This window comes from Pseudomonas mendocina (assembly GCF_003008615.1).
Lineage (GTDB): Bacteria > Pseudomonadota > Gammaproteobacteria > Pseudomonadales > Pseudomonadaceae > Aquipseudomonas > Aquipseudomonas mendocina_C.
The window spans coordinates 1,575,738-1,592,812 of record NZ_CP027657.1; the positions used below are offsets into that span (position 1 = coordinate 1,575,738).

Genomic DNA, 17,075 nt, shown 5'->3' on the forward strand with positions numbered 1-17,075 from the left:
GGACCGGGCGGCGATCCGCTTCAGCCCACCACAACCAAGAGCCCCCACCTCACGCCTTGCGCTTGGCCCAGGCGCCCAACTCTTTCATCAGCACCCGCTCCTGCCCGGCGATACCCCTGAGCATCTCGGCGATCGGCCGGAAGTCCGGCGCCTCGCCCTTGCTGCGGCTGGCGCGAACGCAGGCCGAGGCGAACTGGCGCCAGTCATCGCCCACCGCGGTCAGGCGCGACGATGCCTCCTGCAGACTGGCGTCACCGATCTTCTCGCCGGCCTCCTGCAAGAAACTGGCGTACATGAAGCGGAAGCCTGCACCGCCAGTACCGATCTCTTCCTGCATGCGCACGATATGGGTGAGGTACAGGCGGTTGTACTTGCTCTGCGCCGGGTCGAGCGCCTCGACGCATTTGGCCAGGTGCTGGATGCCGCGAATGCCGATCCACGGCAGCGGCATGCCGTCGAGAATGCGCGAGGTGGACAGCACGCTCTGCCGAATCAGGCGTTCCCAGTCCTGCTCCGGAGACACGTCGTCGAGGTAGTACATCAGGCCCTTGGCCGCCAGCGCGCCCTTGGCGAAGCGCGCCTTTTGCAGATCGGCGCTGGCGCAGCGCACCGGCTCCTCGAACACCGGGTCGCTGAGCAGGTACTCGTCACCCTCGCGGCCGTAGGCCAGCAGGTTGTGCGCATTGAAGTGGAAACGCATCTCCGGCGGGAAGTACGGCAGCCAGAACACCGAGCTTTGCAGGCCAGCCAGCCGACCACTATCAAGCACCCGGTCGAGTTCGACCCGGCCCTGCTCGGGATTGGCGAAGGTGCGGCTGGTCAGACGTACGCCCAGGCGTTTACTCAGCGTCTTGATCAGGTGGCGCGGCGGCATACGATAGGCAATCAGCGGCATGCCGCCGATCTTGACGATGGGCAAGTAGGCGAAGGCCAGACCAGACGCCAGGCCGAAGGCCATCGGCTCGCTCATCGGCAAACCGGCATGGGTGAGTAGGCTGGCCATGACGCCACTTTCGCAGTGGGCGCTCTGGCGGTGCTGGAACGCGGTCATGGCAACTCTCTCTGGTAGCGACGCAACTCGTCGACGGTCAGGCCGAAGGCTTCGGCGTAGCGCGCCAGCACGGAGGCGCTCAGGCGGCGATAGATTTCCGGGCGAAAGTGCCGGCGTACCCGCCACTGCCACAGGCCGGTGATCTGCGACAGCGCCGGCTCGTCCATGCGGTAGCGGTACATCAGGCACTTGAGCGGCGACAGCTCGCCACGCTGCCAGAGTGCCAGGGCCTCGGCTTCCTGTTCCTCCAACTCGGCGACGGCCAGTTGCGTAGCGTAGGACTCAGGATCCCAGCCGACGCTCTGCGCGCCCTGGTAGTGACCGCTTTCATCGACCGCGTAAAGCAGCTTGCTGTGCCCGCCATAGGCGGAGCCGGGATCCTGCGGGACTTCGTCAAGCTTCATCGCCAACCACCGTCAGGTGCATGAACGCACTGGAAAAGCGCCCGCTTTCGGGCACGTAGCAGAGCAACCTCTGGCCGCTGCGCAGGCGCCCGCCATTGAACAGCTCTTCGAGGATGATGAAGATCGACGCCGCGCCGGTGTTGCCCTTGCTGGTCAGGTTGGTGAACCAGCGTTCCATTGGGATCGGCAGATCGACATTGGCTAGGCCCACGGCCAGCGGCTCGCGGAAGAACTCCGAGGAATAGTGCGGCAGGAACCAGTCGATATCCGCCACGCGCAACTCACGGCGCGCCATGATGCGCTTGAGCGCCTCTTCCACGGTGAACTTGACGATGTTCTCGTTGAGCAGTTTGACGTTCTGCTTGATCGCCATCACCGACTGCTTGGCACGCTCGTCGGCGTCGTAACGGCTCCAGCCACGCAGGGCATCGTCCTGCATGTCGGCACCGGCATACATGCAGGGCGGCATCTGATCGGCGAAGGAGTAGATATCCAGCCAATCGATGCGCAGGCTCAGGCCGTTCGAATTCGGGCGATCCTGCAACAACACCGCACCAGCACCATCGGAAAGCATCCAGCGCAGGAAATCCTTCTCGAAAGCGATCTCCGGGTGCTTTTCCAGCTCATCGACACGGCTCTCGTACTCGGCGTTGAAGTTGCGCGCCTGCATCAACGTCGAAGCGACCTCAGAGCCACAGGCCACGGCATGGCGACTCTCGCCACTGGCGACGCTCATCCAGGCATATTTCAGCGCCGTCATTCCGCACAGGCAGATGCCGGCGGTGGTCGCCACCTCGCAGGACGGATTACCCAACTCGCCATGCACCATCACGGCATGGCCCGGCATCACCTGATCCGGCGACGATGTGCTGGCCACCAGACAGTCGAGCTGGCTCAGCGCGAAGCCGTCGCCCTGCAGGCCGCGAATGGCCTCGGCGCTGAGCTGGGCGTTGCTCATGCTCGGCTCGCCGGTGCGCGGGTCGATCACGTAGTGACGCTGCACGATGCCATTGCGGCGCAGCACCAGCTTGCGTGCACGCGACGGTTTGCCGCCGACCATGCCCAGGCGCGCTTCCATCTGCTCGTTGTCCACGGGCTCGTGCGGCAGGCAGGCGCTGATCCGGTTGATGAATACAGGGGTTACCACGGTCTTACCTCGGGTCACTTCACTCGCCGGACGGGCCGGCAAAGTAGGCCTTCTCTCGCTGGATACGCGCCTTGAACAGCGGCGCCAGCAATTTTTTCAATAGCGCGGTGATCGGCACCACGGTCAGGATCAGGCAAATCAGGAATACGATGTACAGCACCAGCCCGGCGCCACGTCGGCGGCTCTGTTGCGGGCCGAGCGCAGACAGCAGGCGGCTCCACAGGGTGAAGCTGCGATTGCCGACCTTCTCGCTGGCGATCAGTTTTTCATCCACTTTCACGGCGCCCAAGCCAGCGAGCATCGGTGTCTCGATGGGCTGTTGGTCAGCGAGCAGCCGGCGCGCCATAGCGTCGCCGAAACGGCTGGCAGCCGCCAATTCCCGCTCGTCGATGCCGGCGCGTGGTACCCAGCTATAGGGCTTCTGCCGGCCGGTGAACATCCACAGCGGCGTGGCCAGGAAACTCGCGGCCGTGCCGCAGGCATCGGTCAGCACGACGTTGTCCACCAGCTTCGCGCCCAACGCCTGCAGACGCGCCTTGACCTTCTCCTGGGCCATCAGCCACATGTTGCGGCAACCGATCAGCGTGACCACCGGTGTGTCCTTGAGCAGACTAGCGGCTTCGGGCGAGGCGAGAAAGCTGGTGCAGGGCAGCGAGGGCGAGAGGAACCAGACCTGATAGGCCAGGATTACCAGGTCGTAGCGCTTGTCGGCATCCACGGCCAGCGGCCGCAAGGGCTGCGGCTTCATCAGCACGGTTTCCGGAAAGATGCGAAAGAAGCCGAGAAAGGGCCAGGGAAAGGGGAAAGGCTGGGCAGGTTGCAGCGCCAGGAAATCCACTTCGATGCCGTCGCACTCGCGCAGGGGCGCACAGACCGATTGCGCCAAGCGGTCTAATTGGCCAGTCTGTGAGAAGTGGACGACTAAAACATGACGCATTCGCGGCGCATTCCCTGCAAAATGTGCAAATTATGCCACAGAGACTTCTTCAAACCGTAACCCGCCTGTGCCAACTTTGCCTATTGGTTCCGCTACTCGCTTGCCAGTCGATCCAGGCAGGCGACCTGCTGATCAGGGTAGAAGGCAAGCAGGATCAGGCAAATCTGTACCTGGCACTGGTACCTGCCGACCAGCAGGACTGGCAGCCCAGCCTGCACGAACTGCAGGGTACGCAAACACCACTGCGCCTGAGCGATCTGCCGCCCGGTCGCTATGCCGTACAGGTGTTCCAGGACAGCAACGGTAACGGCCAGCTGGATCTCAGCCCGCGTGGCATCCCGCTGGAGCCGGTCGGCTTCTCCGGCAATCCGTCGCTCTTCGGCGGCAAACCCAAACCCAGCGACAGCCTGTTCGAGCATGGCACGGCGGACAGCGTGATCAGTGTGCGCCTGATTGCACCGCGCAAGAACAAGGAACGCCTAGCCCCCGTTGCACCACGCGCCGGGGATCGCTAGCGGCCAGGCGGAAAGGCCTGGCCACCCGGCTGCGGCTTACTGGTGATACTGCGCGGACAGCTCGTGCACGGCCTCGAAGAAGGCGCCAGCATGAGCCGGGTCGACTTCCGGGGTGATGCCATGGCCAAGGTTGAACACATGGCCGCTGCCAGCACCGTAGGCGGCCAGGATGCGCGCCACCTCCGCACGAATTGCCGCCGGCTTGGCGTAAAGCACCGCCGGATCCATGTTGCCCTGCAGGGCGACCTTGGCACCGACACGGGCGCGAGCGCTGCCGATGTCGCACGTCCAGTCCAGGCCCAGTGCTTCGGCGCCGGTGTCGGCCAGGGATTCGAGCCACAGGCCACCGCCCTTGGTGAACAGGATCACCGGCACACGACGACCATCGTGCTCGCGGATCAGACCGTCGACGATCTTCTTCATGTAGGCCAGGGAGAATTCCTGATAGGCCGCCGCCGACAGCGCGCCGCCCCAGGAATCGAAGATCTGTACCGCCTGCGCACCGGCCAGGATCTGCCCGTTGAGGTAGGCAGTGACCGACTGCGCCAGCTTGTCGAGCAGCGCGTGCAGGGCTTGCGGGTTGTCGTAGAGCATGGCCTTGGTCTTGCGGAAGTCCTTCGACGAGCCGCCTTCGACCATATAGGTGGCCAGCGTCCATGGGCTGCCGGAGAAGCCGATCAGCGGTACGCGGCCATTGAGTTCACGGCGAATGGTACGCACGGCGTCCATCACATAGCCCAGATCCTTCTCCGGATCCGGCACCGGTAGCGCCTCGATGTCGGCCAGGCTGCTGACCACTTTCTTGAAACGCGGGCCTTCGCCCGTCTCGAAGTACAGGCCCTGGCCCATGGCATCGGGGATGGTGAGGATGTCGGAGAACAGGATCGCCGCATCCAGCTGCGGGTAACGATCCAGCGGCTGGATGGTGACCTCGCAGGCCAGCTCCGGGTTCTTCATCAGGCTCACGAAGTCGCCGGCCTTGGCCCGGGTCGCGCGGTACTCCGGCAGATAGCGGCCGGCCTGGCGCATCATCCAGATCGGCGTGACATCCACGGGTTGCTTGAGCAGGGCACGCAGGAAACGGTCGTTCTTCAGGGCGGTCATGGCAGAGTCCTAGAAAAAAGTGCGGGCATTTTCGCAGACCGCAAAACAAAAGGCACGGCGGGTGCCGTGCCTTTTGTCCTTCGCGACGATATGCCGCGACGATTCACCAACTGCGATAGGGCAGGAACTTGCCGTTGAGCACGATCTGCACGCGGTCACCCTTGGGGTCGGCGACGCGGGAAATGTCCATGCTGAAGTCGATGGCGCTCATGATGCCGTCGCCGAACTCCTCGTGGATTAGTTCCTTGATGGTCTCGCCGTAGACGTTGATCATCTCGTAGAAGCGGTAGATCAACGGGTCGGTGGGCACGGCCTTGTCCCAGTGCTTATGCGGGAACGCCTGCAGTGCAGTGGACACCTCATCCGGCAATTCGAGCATCTCGCACAAGGCATCGGCCTGCGCCTTGGGCATGCTGTTCATGCCCAGGCAGGCCGATGTCGTCCACACCGGCGACATGCCGATGCCCTGGCCAAGCGCAGCCCAGTCCAGGCCCAGGCGCTCCTTGGCGGCGGTGATGGTGGTGCGCATCTGTTGCTTATCCATGGTGAAACTCCTTCACGGGGGTCAGAGGTACGACCCTGGCGGCAGGTGCCGGCTCGTCCAGGGCGGGGTTGATTTCGGGTGGGAAGCCTTGCTCATCGGCCACCGTGCGGCCGCGCAGCTCGTGCGAGCGGTTCACCAGAAAGTCCACGAGGTGGTTACGGATGCGGTAGTACGCCGGGTGATGAATCACCTGGTCGCGCTGCCGTGGCCGTGGCAGGTCGATGCGCACCGACTCGGCGATACGCGCCTGCGGGCCGTTGGTCATCAGCAGGATGCGGTCGGAAAGCAGGATCGCTTCGTCGACGTCATGGGTGATCATGAACACCGTCTGCTTGGTGGCGCTCCAGATCTTGATCAGCTCGTCCTGGATCACCCCGCGGGTCAGGGCATCCAGCGCGCCGAAGGGCTCATCGAGCAACAACAACTGCGGCTGGGTGGCGAAGGCGCGGGCGATGCTCACGCGCTGGCGCATGCCGCCGGATAGTTGCGCCGGTTTGCGCGCCTCGGAGCCGCCCAGACCGACCATTTCCAGGTACTTGCGGCTGTGTGCACGGCGCTGCTCCTTCGACCACTGGGGAAAACGCGCCCGCACGCCGAACTCGACGTTCTCCAGCGCGCTGAGCCAGGGCAGCAGGCTGTAGTTCTGGAACACCACGCCGCGTTCGAGGCTGGGCCCGGCGACCTCCTTGCCGGCCATTTCCAGCGTGCCTTCACTGAAGCTGTCCAGGCCGGCCAGTGCATTGAGGATGGTCGACTTGCCGCAGCCGGAGTGGCCGATGATGCAGACGAACTCGCCCTGGTCGAGGCCGAAGCTGACGTCTTCGAAGACCGTCAGCGGCTCGCTGCCGGGTTGCGGGAAGCGTTTGGCCAGGCGGCGGGCGTCGAGAAAATAGCGGGACATGACATTACTCCTGGTAGCTGACGAGACGGGCGACGCTGCCCAGCAGAAGGTCGAGCAGCATGCCGACCACGCCGATCATCAGGATCGAGAAGATCACGCTGGCCAGGTTGAGGTTGTTCCACTCGTTCCACACGTAGTAGCCAATCCCGGTGCCACCGACGAGCATCTCGGCGGCGACGATCACCAGCCAGGCGATGCCGACCGAGATGCGCATGCCGGTGAGGATGGTCGGCATCGCGGCGGGCAGGATCACGTTGAACGCCGTGCGCAGCGGGCTCAGCTCATGAGTACGGGCGACGTTGATCCAGTCGCGACGCACGCCCGCTACTCCGAAGGCGGTGTTGAGCAGCATCGGCCACACCGAGCAGATGAAGATCACGAAGATCGCCGAGGTCTGCGAATCCTTGATCACGAACAGCGCCAACGGCATCCAGGCCAGCGGCGAGATCGGCCGTAGGATCTGGATGAAGGGGTTGAGCGCGCGGTACATCAGTGGCGACATGCCGATGACGAAACCGATGGGGATCGCTACGAGCGCCGCCAGCAGGTAGCCGGTCAACACCCGGTACAGCGAGTGCGCGAGCTGGATACCGATACCCTTGTCGTTCGGCCCGTTGTCATAGAACGGCTGGCTCAGTTCGGCGTAGGCATGTGCCAGCACCACCGAGGGCGGCGGCACGCGGGCCTCCTGCTCGGTTTCGCCCATGAGCAGGGCGTATTCGTCATCGGCACTGACTGCGGCGCTGGCGGGCACGCGGCAGAGTACCTCCCAGATGGCGAGCAGCAGCACCAGCAACACCGCGGAGAGAACCGCCGCGCGCAGGGAAATGGACGCTTTCATCACGACCTCCGCATGGCGAAGCTGGCCAGGTAACCGTCCGGATCGGCCGGATCGAAGGGTTTGCCCATCACGCTGAAGGACTTGTAGGCATCGGCCGGCACCGGCAGGCCGAGATCGTTCATCACCTTGCCGGCGTCAGCCGCGAGGAACACCCGCTCGGCGATGCTGCGGTAGTCGACATCCCCCTGCAGATAGCCCCAGCGTTTCATCTGGGTGAGTATCCACACCGCCATCGACTGCCAGGGGAACGGATCGAAGTCGATGCGCTGCGGCTCGTCATGGATGTTGCCCAGGCCGTCGGCATAGCGCCCGCTGAGCACCTGCTGCACCACCGGCACCGGCTGGTTGAGGTAGTTGCGGGTGGAGATCGCCTCGGCCACCGCCTTGCGGTTCTCAGCCTTGGAGGAGTATTGCGTGGCGTCGATCAGTGCATGCAGCAGCGCGCCATAGGTATTGGGATTCTCACTGGCGAAGCGTTGGCTGCAGGCGAAGGCGCAGCACGGGTGGCCCGGCCACAACTCCTTGGTCAGCAGGTGGATGAAGCCGACCTTCTCCCATACCGCGCGCTGGTTGAACGGATCCGGCGAGAGGAAGCCATCGAGGTTGCCGGCGCGCAGGTTGGCGACCATCTCCGGTGGCGGCACCACACGAATCTGGATGTCGCGATCCGGGTCCAGGCCGTGTTCGGCGACGTAATAACGCAACAGGAAGTTGTGCATCGAGTATTCGAACGGCACACCGAAGCGCATGCCCTTCCACAGCTTCGGATCACGTTTGTCCTGATGCTGCATGCCGAGCACGATGGCCTGGCCGTTGACGTTTTCCAGCGCTGGCATGACGAAAGGCGTCTGCGTCGAACCCAACCCCAGGCTGATGGCCAGCGGCATCGGCGAGAGCATGTGCGAGGCGTCGTATTCGCCGGCCAGCGACTTGTCGCGCGCCACCGCCCAGCCGGCGGTCTTCACCGTTTCCACCTCCAGTCCGTACTTGGCGTAGAAGCCCATCGGCTCGGCCATGATGATCGGCGTGGCGCAGGTGATGGGCACGAAGCCGATCTTCAGCTTGGTCTTCTCCAACGGGCCAAGGCTGTCCTTGACCGCTGCCTTGACCGCGTCCAGCGGGATCATGCTGCCCAGAATCGCCGCCGCGACACCGCCACCGATCATTCCCATAAAACTGCGCCGGGAGAAATCGTTATGGCCGAACACACCGCGCACGATGGCGTTCTCCACGGCGCGGTCGAGCATCGCCTCGCTGCTATCGGGCAGCGCAGCGGTACTGGGCGTGCAACGCTGACAGGCACACCCGGCGGCATGGGACAGCTCGCTGTCGGGGCTGAATGGATCGTCCAGGCTGTTGACGCTCATCGTGATCACTCCTGCGATGGCCTGCCCCAAATTGGTGAGGCTGGCGCTGACTGGGCTGGGCCGTTGCCGGCCGGTTCATGTCAGCTATTGCAGGAGCTGTACCAGTTCAAAAATCCATATAAATAATTGAAAAACAAAGACTTTCAACAGAATCAACAAATACGAAATCTCGTTATTCACGAGATTTCGTCAACTTGAAAAACGAGATTTCGTCAACTTGAAAAACGAGATTTCGTCAACTGGCACGCCCTTTGGATAACGACCTGAAAGGTCAATCCCGAGAGCGCCGCGATGCCCGATCCCAATGCCGCCAGCCAGTTGTTGCTGCAACACATGCAAAGCGCCAGCCTGGTCATCGACCCAATCCACGACCGCATCCTGCATGCCAATCCGGCCTGTTGCGCCCTGCTCGGCTGGTCGCTGGATGAACTGCTCGTACTGCGCGCCAGCCGCCTCTGGGCGTATGACCTGGGAGCACTGGTCACCTTCACCGAAGAAGTGCAGGTGCGCGGCGCTGCCTGGCGCGACGGCCTCGGGCTGCTGCGTCGCGACGGCGAGCGCCTGGAGGTGGAAATCGACGGCAGCCGACTGGAACATGGCGGCGCTAACCTGCTCGGCCTGCTGATCCAGCAGCGCCGCCGCCTCGACGCCCTGCGCGGGCTGGCCGAAGCCGAGCGCTATCAACGCCAGGGGCTGCTCGAATGGCAGGGCGTGGAACGCATCTTCCGCCAGTTCGAGCGGCAGAATCAGCTGATCCTCGGTGCCGCTGGCGAGGGCATCTACGGCGTCAACCGCAATGGCGAGACCACCTTCGTCAATCCGGCGGCCGAGCGCATTCTCGGCTGGCGTGCCGATGACCTGATCGGCCACAACATTCACGACCTGATCCACCACCATCATCCCGACGGCAGCACCTACGACGGCCACACCTGTCCGATCTATGCCGCCTTCAATGATGGCGAAGTGCATCAGGTGGCCGACGAGGTGTTCTGGAACAAGGACGGCAAGCCGATCCCGGTGGATTACACCAGTACGCCGCTGCGCGACGACGGCGAACTGGTCGGCGCCGTGGTGGTGTTTCGCGACATCAGCGAGCGCCTGGAAACCGAGCGCCGGCTGCGCCAGGCCCTGAGCGAGGTACAGCAGCTCAAGCAACGCCTGGAACTGGAGAATGCCTACCTGCAGGAGGAAATTCGCGGCGAGTACGCCCAGCATGATCTGGTCGGACGCAGCGCTGCCATGCAGCAGGTAATCCACCAGATCGAACTGGTCGCCCCCACCGGCGCCAACGTGCTGATCACCGGCGAGTCAGGCACCGGCAAGGAGCTGATCGCCCGCGCCATTCATGACAACAGCGGACGCAGCCGCCGCCCACTGATCCGGGTGAACTGCGCGGCGGTGCCGCGTGAACTGTTCGAAAGCGAGTTCTTCGGCCATATCCGCGGCGCCTTCACCGGCGCGCTGAACGACCGTGTCGGGCGTTTCGAACTGGCCGACGGCGGCACGCTGTTTCTCGACGAGGTCGGCGAAATTCCCCTGGAGCTGCAGAGCAAGCTGCTGCGCGTGCTGCAGGAACAGCAACTGGAACGGGTCGGTGATACCCGCACCCGTCAGGTCGATGTGCGCGTGATCGCTGCCACCAACCGTGACCTGCGCCAGGAAGTACGCGCCGGCCGCTTCCGCGAAGACCTGTACTTTCGTCTCAACGTCTTCCCCATCGAGTCGGCGCCGCTGCGTCAGCGCCCGGAAGACATTCCACCCCTGGCCCAGCACTTTCTCAGCCGCGCCTGTCGCCAGCTCAACCGCCCTGAGCCCAGCCTGCGCCTGGCCGACATCCAGCGCCTGCAAGCCTATTCCTGGCCGGGCAACATTCGTGAATTGGAGAACCTGATCGAGCGCGCGGTGATCATTTCACCCGGCACCCGGCTACGTCTGGATCTGCCCAACGACTATGGCAACGACGCGCCATCACAGCCACCGGTCGAACAGGAAATGCGGATTTTCACCCAGGGCGAGCAACGCCGGCAGATGCGCGAAAACCTGATCGCGGCGCTGACGGCCTGCGCAGGCAGGATATCGGGGAAGGACGGCGCGGCACGGTTGCTGGAGCTGAAGCCAACGACCCTGCGCTCACGCCTGGAGAGTTTCGCCATCGACCCGCGCGACTATCGACCAGGCAGGTCGCAGCCGCGCAGGTACGAGACGAATCAGACGCCGAGGTAGTCGAGGATGCCTTCTGCGGCGTTGCGGCCTTCGAAGATCGCCGTCACCACCAAGTCAGAACCGCGCACCATGTCGCCACCGGCGAAGATCTTCGGGTTGCTGGTCTGGTGCTTGAACTGCGACTGCTCGGGCGCCACGACGCGGCCCTGGCTGTCGGTCTGGATCTCGAACTGCTCGAACCAGGGCGCCGGGCTCGGGCGGAAGCCGAAGGCGATCAGCACGGCCTCGGCCGGGATGACTTCCTCGGAGCCCGGAATCGGCTCGGGGCTACGGCGGCCACGGGCATCCGGTTCGCCGAGACGGGTCTCGACCACCTTGATGCCTTCCACCTTGCCGTCGCCGACGATGGCGATGGGCTGGCGGTTGAAGAGGAACTTCACGCCCTCTTCCTTGGCGTTCTTCACTTCCTTGCGCGAGCCCGGCATGTTCTCTTCGTCACGGCGGTAGGCGCAGGTCACGGCCTTGGCGCCCTGACGGATCGAGGTGCGGTTGCAGTCCATCGCGGTGTCGCCACCACCCAGTACCACGACGCGCTTGCCCTTCATGTCGATGAAGTCTTCCGGCGCCTTCTCGAAACCGAGGTTGCGATTGACGTTGGCGATGAGGAAGTCCAGCGCGTCATAGACGCCCGGCAGATCCTCACCCGGGAAGCCACCCTTCATGTAGGTGTAGGTGCCCATGCCCATGAACACGGCATCGTACTCATCCAGCAGTTGCTGCATGGTCACGTCTTTGCCGATCTCGGTGTTCAGGCGGAACTCGATGCCCATGCCGGTGAAGACTTCACGGCGGCGGCTGAGCACGGTCTTTTCCAGCTTGAACTCGGGGATGCCGAAGGTCAGCAGGCCACCGATTTCCGGGTTCTTGTCGAACACCACTGGGGTCACGCCGTTGCGCACCAACACATCGGCGCAGCCCAGGCCGGCAGGGCCGGCGCCGATCACCGCGACACGCTTGCCGGTCGGTTTGACCTTGGACATGTCCGGGCGCCAGCCCATGGCGAAAGCGGTGTCGGTGATGTACTTCTCCACCGAACCGATGGTCACCGCACCGAAGCCGTCATTGAGGGTGCAGGCACCTTCGCAGAGGCGATCCTGCGGGCACACGCGGCCGCAGACTTCAGGCAGGGTGTTGGTCTGATGCGAGAGTTCGGCGGCGGCCAGGATGTTGCCTTCCGAGACCAGCTTCAGCCAGTTCGGAATGAAGTTGTGCACCGGGCACTTCCACTCGCAATACGGGTTGCCGCAGCCCAGGCAGCGGTGCGCCTGATCGGCAGCTTGCGCCGGCTTGAAGTTGTCGTAGATCTCGACGAATTCCTTCTTGCGCTGACGCAGCAGTTTCTTCTTCGGGTCTTTGCGCCCGACTTCGATGAACTGGAAGTCGTTATTCAGACGTTCAGTCATTGCATTACCTCATCAAACCACTTCAGGCGCATTCTTATTGCGGGTTGGCACGGGTGCTGGACAGCAGCGACTTCAGACTGGCCGCTTTCGGTTTCACCAGCCAGAACTTGCGCAGGTAATCGTCCAGGTTTTCCAGCAGGTTCTGGCCCCACTCGCTGCCGGTCTCTTCAACGTACTCGGCGAGCACGCTTTCCAGGTGGCTGCGGTAGGCCTCCATCGCTTCGTTGTTGATGCGCTGGATCTCCACCAGTTCGTGGTTGACGCGGTCGTAGAAGCCGTTGTCCAGATCGAGCACGTAGGCGAAACCGCCGGTCATGCCCGAGCCGAAGTTGTAGCCGGTCTTGCCCAGTACGCAGACGAAACCGCCGGTCATGTACTCGCAGCAGTGATCGCCAGTGCCTTCCACCACGGCATGGGCGCCGGAGTTGCGCACGGCGAAACGCTCACCTGCGGTGCCGGTGGCGAACAGCTTGCCGCCGGTGGCGCCGTACAGGCAGGTGTTGCCGATGATGGCGCTGTCCTCGGTGGCGAACGGGCTGCCGGCAGGCGGGGTGATGACGATCTTGCCTGCGGTCATGCCTTTGCCGACGTAGTCGTTGGCATCACCTTCCAGACGCAGGTGCAGACCACCGGCATTCCACACGCCGAAGCTCTGCCCGGCAGTGCCCTTGAAGCGGAAGGTGATCGGCGCATCAACCATGCCCTGGTTGCCATGCACGCGGGCGATCTCACCGGAAATGCGCGCACCGATGGAGCGGTCGCAGTTGCCGATGTTCAGCTCGAACTCGCCACCGGTCTTGCCGGCGATGGCGTCCTTGGCCATTTCCACCATCTTCTCGGCCAGCAGGCCTTCGTCGAACGGCGGGTTCTTCGGCACTTGGCAGAACTGCGGCTTGTCAGCCGGGATATGCGCGCTGGCCAGCAGCGGCGACAGATCCAGGTTGCCCTGCTTGGCGGTTTCGCCCGGCAGCACTTCGAGCAGGTCGGTACGCCCGATCAGCTCTTCCAGGCTGCGCACGCCCAGCTTGGCCAACCACTCGCGGGTTTCCTCGGCGACGTAGGTGAAGAAGTTCATCACCATCTCGACGGTGCCGATGAAGTGATCCTTGCGCAGCTTGTCGTTCTGCGTGGCCACGCCGGTGGCGCAGTTGTTCAGGTGGCAGATACGCAGGTATTTGCAGCCCAGGGCCACCATCGGCGCGGTACCGAAGCCGAAGCTCTCGGCGCCGAGGATGGCGGCCTTGATCACGTCCAGGCCGGTTTTCAGACCACCGTCGGTCTGCACCCGAACCTTGCCGCGCAGGTCGTTGCCGCGCAGGGTCTGGTGGGTTTCGGCCAGGCCCAGCTCCCACGGCGCGCCGGCATAGCGGATGGAGGTCAGCGGCGATGCGCCGGTACCACCGTCGTAACCGGAGATGGTGATCAGGTCGGCGTAGGCCTTGGCCACACCGGCTGCGATGGTGCCGACACCGGCTTCCGCCACCAGCTTGACAGACACCAGCGCCTTCGGGTTGACCTGCTTGAGGTCATAGATCAGCTGCGCCAGGTCTTCGATCGAGTAGATGTCGTGGTGCGGCGGCGGCGAAATCAGGGTCACGCCCGGCACCGCGTAGCGCAGCTTGGCGATCAGACCGTTGACCTTGCCGCCCGGCAGTTGGCCGCCCTCACCGGGCTTGGCGCCCTGGGCCACCTTGATCTGCAGCACTTCGGCGTTGACCAGGTATTCCGGAGTCACACCGAAACGGCCGGTAGCCACCTGCTTGATCTTCGAGCTCTTGATGGTGCCGTAGCGGGCCGGGTCTTCGCCGCCCTCACCGGAGTTGGAACGACCACCCAGGCGGTTCATCGCCTCGGCCAACGCCTCGTGCGCCTCCGGCGACAGCGCGCCGAGGGAGATACCGGCGGCATCAAAACGCTTGAAGATCGACTGCAGCGGCTCGACTTCGTCGAGGCTGATCGGCGTGGCGGATTCCTTGACCTTGAGCAGGTCGCGGATCATCGACACCGGGCGGGTGTCGACCAACGTCGAGTATGCCTTGTACTTCTCGTAGTTGCCCTGCTGCACGGCCTCCTGCAGCGTGCGCACCACATCCGGGTTGTAGGCGTGGTACTCGCCGCCGTAGACGAACTTGAGCAGGCCGCCCTGCTGGATCGACTTGCGGTTGTTCCAGGCCTCGAAGGACAGCAGCTTCTGCTCGCTTTCGATGTCGACGAAACGCGCGCCCTGGATGCGGCTGGCCACACCCCGGAAGCACAGTTCGGTGACTTCATCGGCCAGGCCGACCGCCTCGAACAGTTGCGCACCGCGGTAGGACGCGACCGTGGAGATGCCCATCTTCGACAGGATCTTCAGCAGGCCTTTGGAGATGCCCTTGCGGTAGTACTTGAAGACTTCGTACAGATCGCCCAGCACTTCGCCGGTGCGGATCAGGTCGCCCAGCACTTCGTAGGCCAGGAACGGGTACACCGCCGAGGCACCGAAGCCCAGCAGCACGGCGTAGTGGTGCGGGTCACGCGCGGTGGCGGTTTCCACCAGGATGTTGCAGTCGCAGCGCATGCCCTTCTCGGTCAGGCGGTGATGCACGGCGCCGGTAACCAGCGCGGCATGCGCCGGCAGCTTGCCCGGGGCGATGTGGCGGTCGGTCAGCACCAGCAGCACCTTGCCGGCACGCACGGCTTCCTCGGCCTGGTCAGCCATGTTACGCACAGCCGCTTCCAGACCCAGCGACTCATCGTAGTTCATGTCGATGATATGACGGTCGAAGCCGGGGCGATCCAGGTTCATCAGCGCGCGCCACTTGGCCGGCGAGATTACCGGGCTGCTGAGAATCACGCGGGTGGCGTGCTCCGGCGACTCGCTGAAGATATTGCGCTCGGCGCCCAGGCAGATCTCCAGGGACATGACGATCGCTTCGCGCAGCGGATCGATCGGCGGGTTGGTAACCTGCGCGAACTGCTGACGGAAGTAATCGTAGGGCGAACGCACGCGCTGGCTGAGCACGGCCATCGGCGTATCGTCCCCCATGGAGCCGACCGCTTCCTGGCCCTGCTCACCGAGCGGACGCAGCACCTGGTCACGCTCCTCGAAGGTGACCTGGAACATCTTCATGTACTGCTTGAGCTGATCCGGGTCGTAGAAGGCCGAACCGTGGTCGCGGTCTTCCAGCGTCGCCTTGATGCGCTGAGCATGCTTGCGCAGCCACAGCTTGTAGGGGTGGCGCGACTTCAGGCGGCTGTCGATGGACTCGGTATCCAGCACCTGACCCGTTTCGGTGTCGACGGCGAGAATCTGCCCAGGGCCGACACGACCCTTGGCGATGACGTCCTCGGGCTGGTAATCCCACACGCCGATTTCCGACGCCAGGGTGATGTAGCCGTTCTTGGTGGTGACCCAACGCGCCGGGCGCAGACCGTTACGGTCGAGCAGGCACACGGCATGGCGACCATCGGTCAGTACCACGCCGGCCGGGCCATCCCAGGGCTCCATGTGCATGGAGTTGTATTCGTAGAACGCGCGCAGGTCGGCGTCCATGGTCTCGACGTTCTGCCAGGCCGGCGGAATGATCATGCGCAGACCACGGAACAGGTCGATGCCTCCGGTGACCATCAGCTCGAGCATGTTGTCCATGCTCGAGGAGTCGGAGCCGACGCGGTTGACCAACGGGCCCAGCTCGTCGAGATCCGGAATCAACTCGTTGGCGAACTTGGTGCGACGGGCCTGCGCCCAGTTGCGGTTGCCGGTGATGGTGTTGATCTCGCCGTTGTGCGCGAGATAACGGAACGGCTGCGCCAGCGGCCACTTCGGCAGGGTGTTGGTCGAGAAACGCTGGTGGAAGACCGCGATGGCGGTCTGCAGGCGCTCGTCACCCAGATCCGGGTAGAACTGCTGCAGATCCGCCGGCATCATCAGGCCTTTATAGATGATGGTCTTGTGCGAAAAGCTGCAGATGTAGTGGTCGCTGTCGTCGGCATTGGCCACCGACGAGCGGCGACGGGCGCTGAACAGCTTGATGGCGAACTCCTGGTCGGATAGACCTTCGCCACCGATGAACACCTGCTCGATCTGCGGCAGACGTTCCAGCGCCAGCCGGCCCAGCACGCTGGTGTCGATCGGCACCTTGCGCCAGCCCACCAGTTGCAGACCGGCCGCGAGGATTTCGCGGTTCATGTTCTCGCGCGCGGCTTCGGCCTTCGCCGAATCCTGATTGAAGAACACCATGCCCACGGCATATTGCGCAGGCAATTCGACGCCGAATTGCTCCTGGGCGATCGCGCGCAGGAATTGATCGGGCTTCTGGATCAGCAGGCCGCAGCCATCACCGGTCTTGCCGTCGGCGTTGATACCGCCGCGGTGAGTCATGCAGGTGAGGGCCTCAATAGCGGTCTTGAGCAGGTGATGACTAGGCTCACCTTGCATATGGGCGATCAAGCCGAAGCCGCAGTTATCCTTGAACTCATCAGGACGGTACAAACCTGCTTTCATAGGGGAACTCTCACCAGGCTGCCTAGACTTCAGGCAAATTACTTTCTAATTCAATGACTTAAACCTGAAAAGCGGGCACGGGCCAGCTTTGCACAAGGCAAAAGGGAGGTCATTGTACATATCCCCCCATCCCGTCACAAATTTTAGTGGCGAGG

General features: G+C 63.6%; 13 protein-coding genes. 2 read left to right on the top strand and 11 right to left on the bottom strand.

Features of this window, described 5'->3' with window-relative positions:
- Window positions 1-49 precede the first annotated feature (49 nt).
- Genes darH through C7A17_RS07305 form a run of 4 tightly spaced genes read right to left on the bottom strand, consistent with a single transcriptional unit; the run spans window position 50 to window position 3,539 of the window.
- Window positions 50-1,051, bottom strand: a complete 1,002-nt coding sequence (gene darH, locus C7A17_RS07290; RefSeq protein WP_106737398.1) for a BtrH-related acyltransferase DarH — start codon at window positions 1,049-1,051, stop codon at window positions 50-52.
- On the bottom strand, window positions 1,048-1,455 hold the full coding sequence (locus tag C7A17_RS07295; protein ID WP_106737399.1) for a DarG family dialkylresorcinol biosynthesis protein: 408 nt from the start codon (window positions 1,453-1,455) through the stop codon (window positions 1,048-1,050). The genes darH and C7A17_RS07295 overlap by 4 nt, the downstream gene beginning before the upstream one ends.
- On the bottom strand, window positions 1,445-2,602 hold the full coding sequence (locus C7A17_RS07300; RefSeq protein ID WP_106742793.1) for a beta-ketoacyl-ACP synthase III: 1,158 nt from the start codon (window positions 2,600-2,602) through the stop codon (window positions 1,445-1,447). The genes C7A17_RS07295 and C7A17_RS07300 overlap by 11 nt, the downstream gene beginning before the upstream one ends.
- A gap of 19 nt (window positions 2,603-2,621) precedes the next feature.
- Window positions 2,622-3,539: a hypothetical protein gene (locus C7A17_RS07305; protein WP_106737400.1), complete on the bottom strand. Its 918-nt coding sequence runs from the start codon at window positions 3,537-3,539 to the stop codon at window positions 2,622-2,624.
- A 32-nt stretch (window positions 3,540-3,571) separates the two neighbouring features.
- Between C7A17_RS07305 and C7A17_RS07310 the strand changes: the two genes are divergently transcribed.
- A complete protein-coding gene (locus C7A17_RS07310; protein WP_234035895.1) occupies window positions 3,572-4,054 on the top strand; it encodes a DUF2141 domain-containing protein in 483 nt (160 codons plus the stop codon).
- Between the two features lie 36 nt (window positions 4,055-4,090).
- On the opposite strand, the gene hemE is transcribed toward C7A17_RS07310, so the two are convergent.
- The 5 genes from hemE to C7A17_RS07335 all read right to left on the bottom strand — a co-directional run bounded on the left by hemE (window position 4,091) and on the right by C7A17_RS07335 (window position 8,811).
- A complete protein-coding gene (hemE, locus tag C7A17_RS07315; RefSeq protein ID WP_099522778.1) occupies window positions 4,091-5,158 on the bottom strand; it encodes a uroporphyrinogen decarboxylase in 1,068 nt (355 codons plus the stop codon).
- A gap of 103 nt (window positions 5,159-5,261) precedes the next feature.
- A complete protein-coding gene (gene cynS / locus C7A17_RS07320) occupies window positions 5,262-5,702 on the bottom strand; it encodes a cyanase (protein WP_106737402.1) in 441 nt (146 codons plus the stop codon).
- Window positions 5,695-6,603 (bottom strand): ABC transporter ATP-binding protein, encoded by a 909-nt coding sequence (locus C7A17_RS07325; protein ID WP_106737403.1) that lies wholly within the window; start codon window positions 6,601-6,603, stop codon window positions 5,695-5,697. Before C7A17_RS07325 ends, cynS begins: the two co-directional genes overlap by 8 nt.
- A 4-nt stretch (window positions 6,604-6,607) precedes the next feature.
- Window positions 6,608-7,444, bottom strand: a complete 837-nt coding sequence (gene ntrB / locus C7A17_RS07330) for a nitrate ABC transporter permease (RefSeq protein ID WP_106737404.1) — start codon at window positions 7,442-7,444, stop codon at window positions 6,608-6,610.
- A complete protein-coding gene (locus C7A17_RS07335; protein WP_106737405.1) occupies window positions 7,444-8,811 on the bottom strand; it encodes a CmpA/NrtA family ABC transporter substrate-binding protein in 1,368 nt (455 codons plus the stop codon). Before C7A17_RS07335 ends, ntrB begins: the two co-directional genes overlap by 1 nt.
- A gap of 291 nt (window positions 8,812-9,102) precedes the next feature.
- Here C7A17_RS07335 and C7A17_RS07340 point away from each other — a divergent pair, with 291 nt between their 5' ends.
- Window positions 9,103-11,034 (top strand): sigma 54-interacting transcriptional regulator, encoded by a 1,932-nt coding sequence (locus C7A17_RS07340; protein WP_106737406.1) that lies wholly within the window; start codon window positions 9,103-9,105, stop codon window positions 11,032-11,034.
- Here C7A17_RS07340 and C7A17_RS07345 read toward each other — a convergent pair.
- Window positions 11,019-12,437, bottom strand: a complete 1,419-nt coding sequence (locus C7A17_RS07345; protein ID WP_106737407.1) for an FAD-dependent oxidoreductase — start codon at window positions 12,435-12,437, stop codon at window positions 11,019-11,021. The two genes, C7A17_RS07340 and C7A17_RS07345, sit on opposite strands and share 16 nt — an antisense overlap.
- Window positions 12,438-12,471: 34 nt before the next feature.
- Entirely contained in the window at window positions 12,472-16,920 is a 4,449-nt protein-coding gene (gltB, locus tag C7A17_RS07350) for a glutamate synthase large subunit (protein WP_106737408.1), read from the bottom strand.
- Between the last annotated feature and the right edge of the window lie 155 nt (window positions 16,921-17,075).